At 60.0% G+C, this 13,880-nt stretch carries 9 protein-coding genes and 2 pseudogenes; 7 read left to right on the forward strand and 4 right to left on the reverse strand.

The features are described from left to right. Window positions 1-112: 112 nt before the first annotated feature. The 3 genes and pseudogenes from NVV94_RS15175 (at window position 113) to NVV94_RS15180 (ending at window position 2,172) form a co-directional block, all read left to right on the forward strand. Entirely contained in the window at window positions 113-943 is an 831-nt protein-coding gene (locus tag NVV94_RS15175) for a Rieske 2Fe-2S domain-containing protein (protein ID WP_258443216.1), read from the forward strand. Further along, window positions 885-1,019, forward strand: a pseudogene (locus NVV94_RS26925) (hypothetical protein); the annotation flags it as partial. The gene NVV94_RS15175 and the pseudogene NVV94_RS26925, both read left to right, overlap by 59 nt. A gap of 46 nt (window positions 1,020-1,065) precedes the next feature. Then, window positions 1,066-2,172, forward strand: a complete 1,107-nt coding sequence (locus NVV94_RS15180) for a Rieske 2Fe-2S domain-containing protein (protein WP_258443217.1) — start codon at window positions 1,066-1,068, stop codon at window positions 2,170-2,172. Window positions 2,173-2,418: 246 nt separating this feature from the next. Here NVV94_RS15180 and NVV94_RS15185 read toward each other — a convergent pair. From NVV94_RS15185 to NVV94_RS15195, 3 genes and pseudogenes are all read right to left on the reverse strand, one after another. Further along, a pseudogene (locus tag NVV94_RS15185) lies at window positions 2,419-2,562 on the reverse strand (IS256 family transposase); the annotation flags it as partial. A 36-nt stretch (window positions 2,563-2,598) separates the two neighbouring features. Continuing rightward, the gene (gene ilvD, locus NVV94_RS15190) at window positions 2,599-4,281 is read right to left on the reverse strand and encodes a dihydroxy-acid dehydratase (RefSeq protein ID WP_258443218.1); all 1,683 of its coding nucleotides are present in this window, start codon (window positions 4,279-4,281) and stop codon (window positions 2,599-2,601) included. 177 nt (window positions 4,282-4,458) lie between these two features. Continuing rightward, window positions 4,459-4,665, reverse strand: coding sequence for a hypothetical protein (locus NVV94_RS15195; RefSeq protein ID WP_258443219.1), 207 nt, complete (start codon window positions 4,663-4,665; stop codon window positions 4,459-4,461). 538 nt (window positions 4,666-5,203) lie between these two features. On the opposite strand from NVV94_RS15195, the gene NVV94_RS15200 reads away from it, so the two are divergent. After that, window positions 5,204-6,751, forward strand: coding sequence for a TerC family protein (locus NVV94_RS15200; RefSeq protein ID WP_258443220.1), 1,548 nt, complete (start codon window positions 5,204-5,206; stop codon window positions 6,749-6,751). A 249-nt stretch (window positions 6,752-7,000) separates the two neighbouring features. Next, window positions 7,001-8,491: an aldehyde dehydrogenase gene (locus NVV94_RS15205; RefSeq protein ID WP_258443221.1), complete on the forward strand. Its 1,491-nt coding sequence runs from the start codon at window positions 7,001-7,003 to the stop codon at window positions 8,489-8,491. Window positions 8,492-8,531: 40 nt separating this feature from the next. On the opposite strand, the gene NVV94_RS15210 is transcribed toward NVV94_RS15205, so the two are convergent. Then, window positions 8,532-10,469: a sigma-54-dependent Fis family transcriptional regulator gene (locus tag NVV94_RS15210; protein ID WP_258443222.1), complete on the reverse strand. Its 1,938-nt coding sequence runs from the start codon at window positions 10,467-10,469 to the stop codon at window positions 8,532-8,534. 269 nt (window positions 10,470-10,738) lie between these two features. On the opposite strand from NVV94_RS15210, the gene NVV94_RS15215 reads away from it, so the two are divergent. Then, a complete protein-coding gene (locus NVV94_RS15215; protein WP_258443223.1) occupies window positions 10,739-11,674 on the forward strand; it encodes a transporter in 936 nt (311 codons plus the stop codon). An 81-nt stretch (window positions 11,675-11,755) separates the two neighbouring features. Then, window positions 11,756-13,867 (forward strand): PQQ-dependent dehydrogenase, methanol/ethanol family, encoded by a 2,112-nt coding sequence (locus tag NVV94_RS15220; RefSeq protein ID WP_258443224.1) that lies wholly within the window; start codon window positions 11,756-11,758, stop codon window positions 13,865-13,867. Window positions 13,868-13,880: the final 13 nt, after the last annotated feature.

The following is a 13,880-nucleotide window of genomic DNA, read 5'->3' on the forward strand; positions in this document are numbered from 1 at the left end:
TGTGCAAATTTAAACCTTTACAACAACTTCGTGCCCTACTAGTTTTTCTTCAGATTGATCTGTGTAACACCCGGCTTGGGAAATGGATAGGTTTTAACAGGGGAAGTAAAAAATGGTGGATTTTGCACGAATAATCTCGAAACTACCTAGTCGTTATGCGCGTGGCTGGCACTGTTTTGGACTTGAACGAAATATCAAACGGGGGGAAGTAACCTCTCTTGAGGCCTTCGGGACAGAACTTGTGGCGTTCCGCGGCGAAGACGGGCAGATTCGGGTTTTCGATGCTTACTGCCCACATATGGGGGCAAACCTGGCAAACGGAACAGTCAAGGGGAATACGCTGGAGTGTCCGTTTCACTCATGGCAGTGGGGCGATGCTGGTTACTGTGAAAAGATTCCTTACTGCGACAAGATCCCACCTAAAGCAAGGATTCGGCAATGGGAAAGTATGGTCGAAAATGAGCTTCTGTTTATTTGGCACGATCATGAAGGAAAGAGGCCGATTGCCGAGCAGAAAATTCCGGCACACAGATGCTGCAGCGAAGATGGCTGGTCGGATTGGGCTGTAATCAGCAAGCCAGCCAATACCAACTGCCGGGAATTGATCGATAATCTTGCCGACGTGTATCACTTTGAGCCGGTACACGGTTCGCCGGTTAGTAGTTACCTTAATGTTTCAGAGGGGCATACGTACTGTCAGATGCTGACGGGCGGCAATCAGTTAATTGGTACGGGTGACTCACTGCGTAGTATTGCCTATTATTATGGGCCGTCCTACGTAATAGCGGACATGGAAGCCGAGATGTGGGGCTATAAGCTCGAATGCATAATGATGATTGGTAACGTACCGATTAATCATGATAGGTTCATGATGCACTTTGGGAATGAAAGTGAGGGCGCTGGAGTGCTTGTCTTTTTCGGAGAATCAAAAGCTCATTGCTGAATACATTGCCAACGGGCAGGAAACGTTCTTTCAGGATCTTCGTATCTGGGACAACAAAAAGCGCGTAGATAATCCAATTCTCTGTGGTGGGGATGGGCCGGTCTATCAGTTACGCGAGTGGTATGACCAATTTTATTTGGACCGTGAACAAGTGCCGGCCCAGTCCGTCGAAAAAAGAGTGTTTGTTTCTCGCGAAAGAGCGGATACGGCGCAATGGCTTTCGGATGTTCGGTTGTATCTCCTGGCTTTTCTTGTTTTTCAGCGAGCTACCCTATGCATCAGAATGGCGATTCCCCAAGGGATGGTTTGGTGTGCTCTTTTCAAGTGAGCTTGCCGTTGGGGAAATAAAGTCGTTCAAATACTTCAATCGAGATTACGTGGCCTTTCGTGGTGAAAACGAGGAAGTAGCAATACTTGATGCGCATTGCCCTCACCTTGGCGCCCACCTTGGGGGCGGCAGCTGCGTAGGAAATACCATTCGTTGCCCCTTTCACGGGTGGCAGTTCGATCAGGAGGGTAAGTGCACTTCCATACCTTACTCGGAACGTATTCCACCTAAGGCGAAGGAAGGTGCTCTAAAATGGCATCATGTACGAGAGCTCAACCAGATGATTCACCTGTGGTTTGACCCTGAGGGGGGCGAGCCGGAGTGGGAGGTTCCGCGGTCAGCCGAAATGAGCGCAGAGGAGGGCTGGACGCGTTGGTACTTCAAACGCTGGAGGATTAAAACCCAGGGGAAGGAGATCATAGAAAACCTGGTAGATACTCCGCACTTCGCCATTGTTCACCAGTCGCCGATAGATAAAATCACCGTTGAGTACGATAAGCATATCGCTCGGCAGATCTCCTTGATTGGTCAACACCCCACGCTCGGCAAACAACTCGAGACTGTTGCAACCTACTATGGGCCTGGCGTCATGCACGTTGAAATGCAGGGTACCCATGAAAGCCGGCAGGTTAACTTCCACACGCCGGTCGATCACGAAAGTCTCGACCTGTGCTATGGATTGAAGCTGCGTCATGATTCCGCGCTTGCAGATATCGATGCAATCGCTGAGGAGTACGCCGGGTTTGCCCATAAGGCGTTCTACGAGGACGTTGAAATCTGGGAGAATAAGGTCTATCGCGAGGCTCCACTGTTGTGTCAGGCTGACGGTCAGCTGTTCGAGTTGAGAAAGTGGTATCGACAGTTTTTCGTTGATGCACCACTTCAAACCAATATTGCTTGATAGCTGAGACGGCTCATAGGAAAAACCTGCCTTCTACGTCCCTAACAGCAACAGGGTGTGCGGGTCGCCCTGGCCGTCATAAAAGTTGGCGAGACCCTGCTGAAAAACCTGACGCTCAGGGGCGACGTGTAGTGGTCTAATGAAACCGGACACCCACTTAGGCGAGAATGCTCGCCAGATAAAGGTGTCTGATGACCAAGCAACGTCGCTCCTTTTCCGCTGAGTTCAAACGCGAGGCCGCACTCTTCAATCAATTACTGCTGACAGCTTGGCCTTGGGGTCACTCACCGCCTGGAACCTCTCAAGTTGCATGTAGCGCCGTTGCAGGCTCCACTCGTCGTTCTGTTCCAACAGCATCGCACCGACCAGGCGCACGGCGGCGTCGTTCGGGAGATGGAGGGTAATTGAAGTTCCGTGCCGAAAGTCTTAGAGATATTTATCCGTGACGGCGCCTTCCGAGGCACTGGACACGGTCTTGGCGTATTTGGCCAGTACGCCGCGCTTGTATTTGGACTCCGGCCGTACCCAGCGGAGCTTGCGTTCGGCCAGGACGGCGTCGGAGACATCGACCGTAATCTGACGGGTTTCGGCATCGATGGTGATCGTGTCGCCGTTTTCAACAAGCGCGATGGGGCCGCCTTCAAAGGCTTCGGGCGTGATATGCCCCACCACAAAACCGTGGGAGCCGCCGGAGAAGCGGCCGTCGGTGATGAGTGCGACGTCCTTGCCCAGCCCCTTGCCCATGACGGCAGAAGTCGGTGAGAGCATTTCGCGCATGCCCGGGCCGCCCTTGGGGCCCTCGTAGCGGATCACGATGACGTCGCCGGCTTTGACTTCGCCGTTGAGGATGCCTGCAAGTGCGTCTTCTTCGCCGTGGTAGACACGGGCCTTGCCTTCAAAGCGCAGACCTTCCTTGCCGGTGATCTTGGCCACGGCGCCCTTGGGCGAGAGGTTACCATTGAGCACCACCAGGTGGGAGTCCTTCTTGATGGGCTGGTCGAAGGGCAGGATCACGTCCTGGTCTGCGGGGTAGTCGATTACGCTTTCCAGATTTTCGGCCAGGGTCTTGCCGGTGACCGTGAGCACGTCGCCGTGCAACATGCCGGCGTCCAGCATGCGCTTCATAAGCGGCTGGATGCCGCCGATGGCGACCAGCTCGCTCATCATGTATTTGCCGCTGGGGCGCAGGTCGGCCACCACCGGAGTAACCTTGCCCAGGCGCACGAAATCGTCCAGCGTCAGTTCAACATCGACGGCATTGGCCATCGCCAGGAGATGCAGTACGGCATTGGTGGAGCCGGCCAGGGCGATCACGACCCGAATGGCATTTTCAAAGGCCTTTTTGGTCATGATGTCGCGTGGCTTGATGTCACGCTTGAGCAACTCCATGACCTGCTCCCCTGCACGGAAACAGTCCGAAGCCTTGTCGCTGCTGATGGCGTCTTGGGCGCTGGAGCCGGGCAGGCTCATACCCAGGGCCTCAATGGCCGAGGCCATGGTATTGGCCGTGTACATACCGCCGCAGGAGCCGGGGCCGGGAATGGCCACTTCCTCGATCTGCTTGACCTGGATCTCGCTGATATCACCGCGCGCGTGCTGGCCCACGGCCTCGAACACGGAAATGATGTCGGTGCGGCCGGCGCCCGGCTTGATGGTGCCGCCATAAACGAAGATGGAGGGGCGATTCAGGCGGGCCATGCCGATGAGGCAACCCGGCATATTCTTGTCGCAGCCGCCCACGGCCACGAGGCCGTCAAAGCCTTCGCAGCCTACGACCACTTCAATGGAGTCGGCGATGACTTCACGCGACACCAACGAATACTTCATGCCTTCGGTACCGTTGGCGATGCCGTCGGAAATGGTAATGGTGTTGAAAATGACGCCCTTGGCGCCGGCGGCATTGGCGCCTTTTTCGGCTTCGACAGCCAGCTTGTCGATATGCATGTTGCAGGGCGTGACCATGGCCCAGGTGGAGGCGATGCCGATTTGCGGCTTCTTGAAATCTTCATCCGTGAAGCCCACGGCGCGGAGCATGGCGCGGGCGGGTGCGGCCTCCACACCGTCCACCACTTGCGAGGAATATTTACGCAGATCGTCATTGTCGCTCATGACTTTTTCCTCTCCTCCAGACCATCGGCAGACCGTTTGTGGACCGCGCTTCCAGACGCAGGCGTTGCTCCATTTCTTCCAGGATGTCGGGGCCCCGCAGGGCTGATCTGGTTGAGTATAGCGGTGCTCGACTCCCCCCCTTTCAGGCTGACGTGTGGTAGATGACCGGTACGAGCATTATTCGTCAGGCCTTTGGGGTGAGCGTTGCAGTGTTCTTTCAATAGCCTCGTCCAGATAATCCACCAGTATTCCTTTGTAGACTGCATGTTGAATTCGGGCGTGCTGGGCCACGTGTATGTCGTCGGACCTGATGCTGGTGCGCCATTCTTCATGAATGCGGTCCAGCAGGTACAGTAGTTCTCGGGTGATTTCCAATGAGGCCATCGTTAAGCTCCATGATTGGCTTTGTGCAAAGCGTTTCTGCAGGGAGAGCAATTTCTACGCCACGCGAGAATCCGGACGCGAGGTAAAGGGTCGCCAGTGGCCCTGGGCCTTGCCCTGCGCGTTCGATGAAGATTTTCAAGATGAGGACGTCGCCCCCCGAATCTATCCATGTCAGGGGAAATCCCCCACATGTGGGGGGAGTATTTTCTATCCCTGCGCCAAGGCCCTGGCCAAAACGCCGCAAAACTTTGCAATAAATTTCGGCGCAAGAAAAAACCTCGCACACTGTAGGATTGCTTTCCCAAAGTAATATCAGGTCGATATGAACACCCTTCTGGAGCCTCCCTGTAGCTCTTTTGCGCAAAGCCCTCGCCTTCGTACAGATTCCGTTCGCCAGCGCACGCCCTGGCTGCCAATCCCCCTCAACGCCAAAACACAGTCGCTTGCTTTTCCGGCACGCCTCCTTGCGCATGCACGTCTGGTCGACGTAACTACTATTTCCTACACCCGAAAACCTCGAGAGACTGAATAATTTCCCATGGAATGGATAGCTGATCCGACGGCATGGCTTGGCCTGCTCACACTGATTGTGCTGGAGCTTGTGCTTGGCATCGACAACCTGGTTTTCATTGCCATTCTGGCGGACAAACTGCCGCCCGAGCAGCGAGACCGCGCACGCATCATCGGCCTTTCCCTTGCCTTGCTGATGCGCCTGGGGCTGCTGGCGAGCATCTCCTGGATGGTGACGCTGACCCAGCCTTTGTTCGAGGTGCTGGACAAGACCTTCTCCGGACGTGACTTGATCATGTTGTTCGGTGGTGTGTTCCTGCTGTTCAAGGCGACCATGGAGTTGCACGAGCGACTCGAAGGGCACGTCGCCGAACGCACGAGCAATGGAACCTACGCCCTGTTCTGGCCCATCGTGGCGCAGATCGTGGTGCTGGACGCGGTGTTCTCGCTCGATGCGGTCATTACCGCCGTGGGTATGGTTGAACACCTGTCTGTGATGATGATCGCCGTGGTGTTCTCGATCGGCCTCATGATCATCGCCAGCAAGCCGCTGACGAATTTCGTCAATGCTCACCCGACCGTGATCATGCTGTGCCTGGGTTTCCTGATGATGATCGGCTTCAGCCTCACGGCTGAAGGCCTGGGCTTCCACATACCGAAAGGTTACCTGTATGCGGCGATTGGTTTCTCTATCCTGATCGAGTTGTTCAACCAGATTGCCCGATCGCGTCGTAAAAAGACCCTGCAGGGCCATCGCCCGATGCGTGAGCGCACTGCGCACGCCGTCATGCGCCTGCTCGGTGGTCGACAGTTGGGGGCCGATGAGGTCGGTGAAGAAATCGCTGACATGCTCGGCGGCAGCCATACCGAGGCGGTGTTCGACCGCCGGGAACGGGTGATGATCAGCGGTGTGCTTCAGCTCGCCGAGCGCCCGATCCGTACGGTGATGACCCCGCGCACAGAGGTGGATTACATTGATCTGTCACACGACCCGGAAGAGATTCGCATGGAGCTCATGCATTCCTCTTACTCGCGGCTGCCACTGATCCGTGAGGGACGAGTCGACGAGCCTCTCGGGTTCATACACAAAAAAGAGCTGTTGAAGGTGATGCTCTCAGGCAACCAGCCGAACCTCGAAAACATGGCGCGCAAGGCCATCAACCTGTTGGAGAGCTTCACGATTCTCAATGCCCTGGAGCAGATGCGCAAAGAGTCGACCCACATCGCCTTTGTGGTGAACGAGTTCGGCGACTTCACGGGTATTCTCACCATGACGGACATTCTCGAATCCATTGCCGGCGAGCTGCCTGATGCCAGTGAAATCGAAGGTCCCGACATCATTGATGACAATGGTGGGTTCATCGTCAGTGGCGCACTGAACCTCAGCCAGCTCCGTGAACGAATCGGCTTTCTGGCGACTGCTACCGAGGACTACCAGACCTTGGCCGGCCTTGTCGTCAGCGTATTGGATCGCCTGCCGATGATCGGTGACGAAATCCAATGGCAGGGATGGAACCTGACCGTGGCCTCGGTCGAAGAGCGCCGGGTGACGAAGGTGCTGTTACGCAAGGAATGAGGGTAAACAAACGAGGTCGCATTGGCGGCCTCGTTTGTTTCCGGCGCTTTTTTTTCGCAGCACGCCAAGCGATACATCAACTGTCTCATTGCGAGACAACTGCCTCACTTCAACACAACACTCCAGCAAGTGATACAGACCTGCGGTAAGGCAAGACGCGGTTATCCCGTGCCTTGAACCCTATCCCCTGGCGCTGGCACAAGCGTTGCACCAGCCATCGGCCCGATACCAATAACAAGAGGCCTCCCTATGCATCCCCTATCCACCCTCCCGCAAACCCAAGCCTTCGTCCGTCGCAAACTGAAGATGCTGATCGGCGAACAATGGCTGGATGCCGCCAGCGGCAACACCATGAGCTTTCGCAACCCGGCCACCGGCGAAATCCTCGGCGAAGTGCCCTCGGCCGCCGCGGAGGATGTCGACCGCGCTGTACGGGCCGCCCGCCAGGCCTTCGATGATTCGCCCTGGAGCCGCATGCGTCCGCGTGAGCGGCAGAACCTGCTGTGGCGCCTGGCCGACCTGATGGAGCGCGACGCCCAGGAACTGGCCGAACTGGAATGCCTGAACAACGGCAAAAGCGCCGCCGTGGCCCGTGTGATGGATGTGCAACTGGCCATCGACTCCCTGCGTTACATGGCCGGCTGGGCCACCAAGATCGAAGGCGCGACCGTTGCCCCCTCCTTGCCGCTGATGCCGGACGGCCAGTTCCACGGCTTCATCCGCCGTGAAGCCGTAGGCGTGGTCGGCGCCATTGTCGCCTGGAACTTCCCGCTGCTGCTGGCCTGCTGGAAGCTCGGGCCGGCGCTCGCCACCGGCTGTACCCTGGTGCTCAAGCCCGCCGACGAAACCCCACTGACCGCCCTCAAGCTGGCCGAACTGGTGCTCGAAGCCGGCTACCCGGCCGGGGTGTTCAACGTGGTGACCGGCACCGGCCTGAACGCCGGCGGCGCCCTGACCCGCCACCCGGGCGTGGACAAGCTGACCTTCACCGGCTCCACCGAAGTCGGCAAGCAGATCGGCAAGGTCGCCATGGACAACATGACCCGCGTAACCCTGGAACTGGGTGGCAAATCGCCGACCATCGTGATGGCCGACGCCAACCTGCAGCAGGCCGCCGCCGGCGCCGCCAGCGCCATCTTCTTCAACCATGGCCAGGTGTGCTGCGCCGGCTCGCGCCTCTACGTTCATCGCAAGCACTTCGACAACGTGGTCGCCGACATCGCCGGCATCGCCAATGGCATGAAGCTGGGCAACGGCCTGGACCCGAGCGTGGACATGGGCCCGTTGATCTCCGCCAAGCAGCAGGACCGCGTCACCCACTACATCGAGCTCGGCCGCGAACTGGGCGCCACAATCGCCTGTGGTGGCGAGGGGTTCGGCCCCGGCTATTTCGTCAAGCCTACGGTGATCGTTGACGTCGACCAGAAGCACCGCCTGGTGCAAGAAGAAATCTTCGGCCCGGTACTGGTGGCCATGCCCTTCGACGATATCGACGAAGCCGTGCGCCTGGCCAACGACAACCCTTACGGCCTGGGTGCCAGCATCTGGTCCAATGACCTGTCGGCGGTGCACCGGATGATCCCGCGCATCAAGTCCGGCTCGGTCTGGGTCAACTGCCACAGCGCCCTGGACCCGGCCTTGCCGTTCGGCGGCTACAAGCTGTCGGGCGTTGGACGCGAGATGGGCGCGGCGGCGATCGAGCACTACACCGAGCTCAAGTCGGTATTGATCAAGCTTTGACGGCCAGGGGTGAACGGTCTTCCTTCACCCCTTCCCCCTTTCACTCCGGCGAAGCTCCCTGCTCGCCCATCTGCTTGAGCTTGCGGTAGAGCGTAGCGCGGCCGATACCCAGGGCGCGGGCGGCGGCGGAGAGGTTGCCTTGGCAGTCCTTGATGGCCGCGCGGATCGCCCGCTGCTCGGACGCCAGCAGGGTATCGCCACCTTCCCCCCGCGCCTGATCCGCACTTGATTGCGCCGCCTCGACGGGTGTCGGGGTGGCTTGCAGCAGCTCATCAGGCAGGTGCTGCAAGCCGATCCGGCCATCGTCTTCGGCCAGCGCTGCGGCAAGGCGCAAGGTCTGATGGAGCTGGCGAATGTTCCCCGGCCAGCGATAGGCCAGGAGGGCTTGCAAGGCCGTCTCTTCCAGAACCAATGGTGCATGGGAGGCCGTCTCGGCCTGTAGCAGGTGCTGGATCAACACCGCCAGGTCGGTGCGTTCGCGCAGAGCCGGCAAGGTCACTCGCAGGCCGTTGATCCGATAGTAGAGATCCTCTCGAAAACCCTGTTCTTGCGACAACTGCAGCAAGTCGCGGTGAGTCGCGCAGACCAGCGCACAATCCACCTTGACCGTCTGGGTACTGCCCAGGCGATTCAGGCTTCGTTCCTGCAGCACGCGTAGCAGCCGGCCCTGCAGTTCCAGCGGCATGTCGCCGATTTCATCGAGGAACAGGGTGCCCTTGTGGGCCTGCTCGATCTTGCCGATGGCGCCGCCCTTGCGGCTGCCGGTGAAGGCGCCTTCGACATGACCGAAGAGTTCGGATTCGATCAGGCTGGCCGGTATCGAAGAACAGTTGATCGCCACGAAAGGCCCGCCCGCGCGGGCGCTGCCCTCGTGCAGCAGGCGCGCGAACACCTCCTTGCCGGTACCGGTTTCGCCATTGATCAATACCGGAATATCCCGGGCGAAGGCCTTGCGCGCACGCTCCAGGGCCGCCTTTAGGGCCGGGTCCTCCAGGCAGGGCCCACCGGCTGCCAGTTGCGGCGGCTCGGCAGTAATGGCCGGACGCAGCGGCTGGGGCGCAGGCCGAGCGCTTCTGGCCGGCGCCGTGGTGAGGCAGACGTGCAGCTGGCTGCCCCAGTGGGTATGCATGCGCAAAGGCACGCTGAGGTCATAGCGGCGATAGCAGGCAGCATGGGCAAAGGGCATGTCGAACAGCTCGTTGAAGTCCATCCCCGGCTTGATGCCTTGAGGCGACATGAGCTGGATGGCAATGCGGTTGGCCCCTCTGAGCTTGCCCGCCGGGTCGAAGGCCAGCAGCCCTTCCAACGGCGTGCCGAGGATATCCAGCCGGTAATGCAGGTGCACCAGCAGTACGTCACCCAGTTGCATGAACATCCGCCGCTCGATGGCGCGAGCCGCAATCACCAGCGATTCGAGGGTGTAGAGCGAGGTGTTCGCACCTTTGCGGCTGGCATCCAGCACCCCGACGATCTCACCGTCCAGGCCGAAGATCGGCGTGGCCATGCAGGTGAAGGGCCTCGCTTCTTCCAGGTAGTGCTCGGCGCCACTGATGACCACCGTTTCCTTCTCCGCCAGCGCACAGCTGGGGCCGGTGGTGCCCACCAGGGTCTCGAGGAATTGCACGCCGGTGCGGAACACCCGGTTGAGCTCCTGGCTTGCGCTGTTGCCCTTGCCCACGGAGTTGAGCACTACCCCTTCCATGTCGATACAGGCCAGGACCCAGTCATTGGGCGCCAGGGAGGCGTGCAGCTGTTCCATTTCGGGCTTTGCCGCGCCGAGCAGCAATCCGCCGTGGTCCTGGATCTCATTGGGGCGCACCACGACCGGCGCGTCGAACAGCACCCGGTCGCAGGTGGACAAGCCGTAGTGGTGGGATCGCTCCCAGGAGCGCGCAATCAGCTGGGAGTCGAGGGTGCGATCCCCCAATGCGGCCAGGGCGCTGGCTCTGGCAGGGCGGGGGTCATCGGGCTTGTTCATGGCTCATGCCTCGAAACGGCTGTATCACACCGGTACAGCCCCGGCTGTCGCAACTGACTCAGAGTGAGACAGCGAGACAGGCGAACATTTCCGGAAGACGCCAACCATAAAAATTATTGTTATTTAAGCCATTGATTTTTAATCATTATTTCAAGCACAAAAAACATGGCACAGGTTCTGCTCAATCACTCTCGAGTCTCTGGTGCTTCTCGCAAGTAAAGGCCAGGACCCAGACCGATGATAAACAAAAACAATAAAAAGGTGATGTCATGACACGGAGCGGCACCGCTCGATTCGGCAGTCTGCGCAATGCGCGCAAAAAACATGCCCTGGCCAAGGGCCTGGCACTCGCTTCCCTGCTCGGCCTGACCGCCGGCATCGTTCCCGGCGCCCTGGCTGTGGACGTGGATGCGGGCGACTATACGGCTCTGCCCGAAGGCACTAACCTGGCCCTTGTCTACTACCAGCACGCCGAACGCAATGAAGTGTACGCCGACGGCCACAAGGTGCCAGTGGACGCCGGCCTGAATTCGGACGTGGGCATCCTCCGGGGCGTCCACTTCATGAAGCTGGGCGACTACATTGTCGACCCCCAGTTTCTCCTGCCCTTCGGCAACGTACGGGCCACCGACGATACCAAGGGACTGGGCCACGACAGCGGCACTGGCGACCTGATCCTTGCCGCCACCGTCTGGCTGCTCAACGACCCGGCCAAGCGTCAGTACTTCGGCATCACGCCTTTCCTGTACCTGCCCACCGGCAGCTACGACAATGATCGCGCAGTCAACCTGGGTGACAACCGGTGGAAATTCGCCCTCCAGGCCGGCTACATCACCGGGCTGACCGAAAAGCTCACCCTGGACCTTGTCGGCGACGTGACCTTCTTCGGTGAGAACGACGACTTCGGCCCGGCGGGCGCCTCCCTCAAGCAGCAGGAGCTGTTCCAGGGCCAGGCATTCCTGCGCTACAACTTCACCAATCGCTTCGACGTGCGCGCCGGGGTCTCGAAACTCTGGGGCGGCGAAAACGAGGTCAATGGCTTCGACCTGGACGACAGGCCCGACACCAGCAAGTTCACCGTGGGCGCCTCCTGGTTCGTCACTCCCAGCACTCAACTGCTGGTCAATTACGGGCAGGACATGTCCGTGGAAAACGGCTTCAAAGAGGACGACCGCATCAACCTGCGCCTGCTGCAGGTGTTCTGACACTTGGCCGCCATACCGCCCGATCCCCTCAGGTGTGCCAAACACTCCGACAATAACAAGCAACCAAGGAGTACTGCGTAAATGTTCAAGACGCAGCCTGCAACCCGTAACCGGTCCAGCCTCGCAGCATTGCTGGTCTTCGCCCTGCTCGTCCCGGCGGTCGATGCCGCACAGGTCGACCAGCCCGCCATCGTCGCCAGCGAAAAGGACGGCAGCCAGTGGCTCAGCCACGGCCGCACCTACGATGAACAACGTTTCAGCCCGCTGAAGCAGATCACCGCCGAGAACGTCGGCAAGCTTGGCCTGTCCTGGTTCATCGACCTGGACAACCATCGCGGCCTGGAAGCCACGCCGCTGTTCTCCGACGGCGTGCTCTACGCGTCGCTGTCCTGGAGCAGGGCCATCGCCGTGGATGTGAGCACCGGCAAGGTGCTCTGGACCTTCGACCCGCAGATCGAGCGCGGCAAGGCCCGCGACGCCTGCTGCGACGCGGTCAATCGCGGCGTCGCGCTGTGGAACGGCAAGGTCTATATCGGCACTCTTGATGGCCGGCTGATCGCCATCGACGCCAAGACCGGCAAACAGGTCTGGAGCCAGCAGACCACTGACAACAGCAAGCCCTACACCATCACCGGCGCCCCACGCGTGGTGAAGGGCAAGGTGATCATCGGCACCAGCGGCGCCGAATATGGCGTGCGCGGCTATTTCTCCGCCTACGACGCCGAGACCGGCGACATGGCCTGGCGCTTCTACACCGTGCCTGGCGACCCGAACAAGCCCTACGAGCATCCGGAACTGGCCGAAGCGGCCAAGACCTGGAAAGGCGACGAGTACTGGAAGTCCGGTGGTGGTGGTACCGTCTGGGACGGCATGGCCTACGACCCGGAACTGGACCTGCTCTATGTCGGGACCGGCAACGGCTCGCCCTGGAACCGCGAGCTGCGCAGCCCCGGTGGCGGCGATAACCTCTACCTGTCCTCGATCCTCGCCGTCCACCCCGACAGCGGCAAGCTGGCCTGGCACTACCAGGTGACCCCGGGCGACAGCTGGGACTTCACCGCCACCCAGCAAATCACCCTGGCCACCCTGGAAGTCGACGGCAAGCCGCGCAAAGTGCTGATGCAGGCCCCGAAAAACGGCTTCTTCTATGTACTGGACCGCGAAACCGGGAAGCTGCTCAGCGCCGAAAAATTCGGCAAGGTAACCTGGGCCGAGAAGATCGACCTGGCCACCGGCCGTCCGGTGGAGGCGCCCGGCGTGCGCTACGAGAAGGAGCCCATCGTGATGTGGCCCAGCCCCTTCGGCGCCCACAGCTGGCACTCGATGTCCTACAACCCGCAAACCGGCCTGGTCTACATCCCCTACCAGGAAATCCCGGGCGTCTATCGCAACGAAAGCAAGGACTTCGTTCAACGCAAGGGCTTCAACACCGGCGCAGGGTTCTCCGACGCGACCGAGATCCCCCGCGAGGCAGTCTCCGGCGCCCTGCTGGCCTGGGACCCGGTCAAACAGAAGGAAGCCTGGCGCGTTCCCTACCCTCACTACTGGAACGGCGGCACCTTGAGCACCGCGGGCAATCTGGTATTCCAGGGCACGGCGGCCGGCGACCTGCTGGCCTACTCGGCGGACAAGGGCGAGAAACTCTGGTCATTCCCGGCGCAGACCGGCATCGTCGCCGCCCCCATGACCTACAGCTACAAGGGTGAGCAATACGTCGCGATCATGGCCGGCTGGGGTGGCGTCGCGCCACTGATCGGCGGCGATGCGGCGCTTGCGCCGGGGGTCGGCAATGTCAGCCGCCTGCTGGTGTTCAAGCTCGGTGGCCAGGCAACCCTGCCGCCTCTGCCGCAGAAGAAGGTCGCAGCGCAAACCCGCATTCCCAAGCCCGTCGAAGCGCCAGCCACCACGCTCGCCGCCGGCCAACAGCTGTTCGGCAGCTACTGCTCCGTCTGCCACGGCGTGGGGGCGGTCAGCGGCGGCCTGGTGCCGGACTTGCGCAAATCCGATGAGGCGCACCGCAACCTGTTCCAACAGATCGTTCTCGACGGCGTGCTGCGCCCCCTGGGCATGCCCTCCTTCAAGGACACGCTGACGCCGGACGAGGTCGAGAAGATCAAGCTCTACGTGATGAGCCGCGAATATGCGGACTACGCCAAGGCGCAACAACAGACGGCCACCAAGGCCACGCCTTGAGGTCAAAGGCTTC

The sequence above is a fragment of the Pseudomonas sp. LS1212 genome (assembly GCF_024741815.1).
Taxonomy (GTDB): domain Bacteria; phylum Pseudomonadota; class Gammaproteobacteria; order Pseudomonadales; family Pseudomonadaceae; genus Aquipseudomonas.

Coding starts and splice junctions, on each gene's coding strand:
- NVV94_RS15175 (WP_258443216.1), top strand. CDS start 113: ATGGTGGATTTTGCACGAATAATCTCGAAACTACCTAGTCGTTATGCG.
- NVV94_RS15195 (WP_258443219.1), bottom strand. CDS start 4,665: ATGGCCTCATTGGAAATCACCCGAGAACTACTGTACCTGCTGGACCGC.
- ilvD (WP_258443218.1), bottom strand. CDS start 4,281: ATGAGCGACAATGACGATCTGCGTAAATATTCCTCGCAAGTGGTGGAC.
- NVV94_RS15180 (WP_258443217.1), top strand. CDS start 1,066: ATGACCAATTTTATTTGGACCGTGAACAAGTGCCGGCCCAGTCCGTCG.
- NVV94_RS15200 (WP_258443220.1), top strand. CDS start 5,204: ATGGAATGGATAGCTGATCCGACGGCATGGCTTGGCCTGCTCACACTG.
- NVV94_RS15220 (WP_258443224.1), top strand. CDS start 11,756: ATGTTCAAGACGCAGCCTGCAACCCGTAACCGGTCCAGCCTCGCAGCA.
- NVV94_RS15210 (WP_258443222.1), bottom strand. CDS start 10,469: ATGAACAAGCCCGATGACCCCCGCCCTGCCAGAGCCAGCGCCCTGGCC.
- NVV94_RS15215 (WP_258443223.1), top strand. CDS start 10,739: ATGACACGGAGCGGCACCGCTCGATTCGGCAGTCTGCGCAATGCGCGC.
- NVV94_RS15205 (WP_258443221.1), top strand. CDS start 7,001: ATGCATCCCCTATCCACCCTCCCGCAAACCCAAGCCTTCGTCCGTCGC.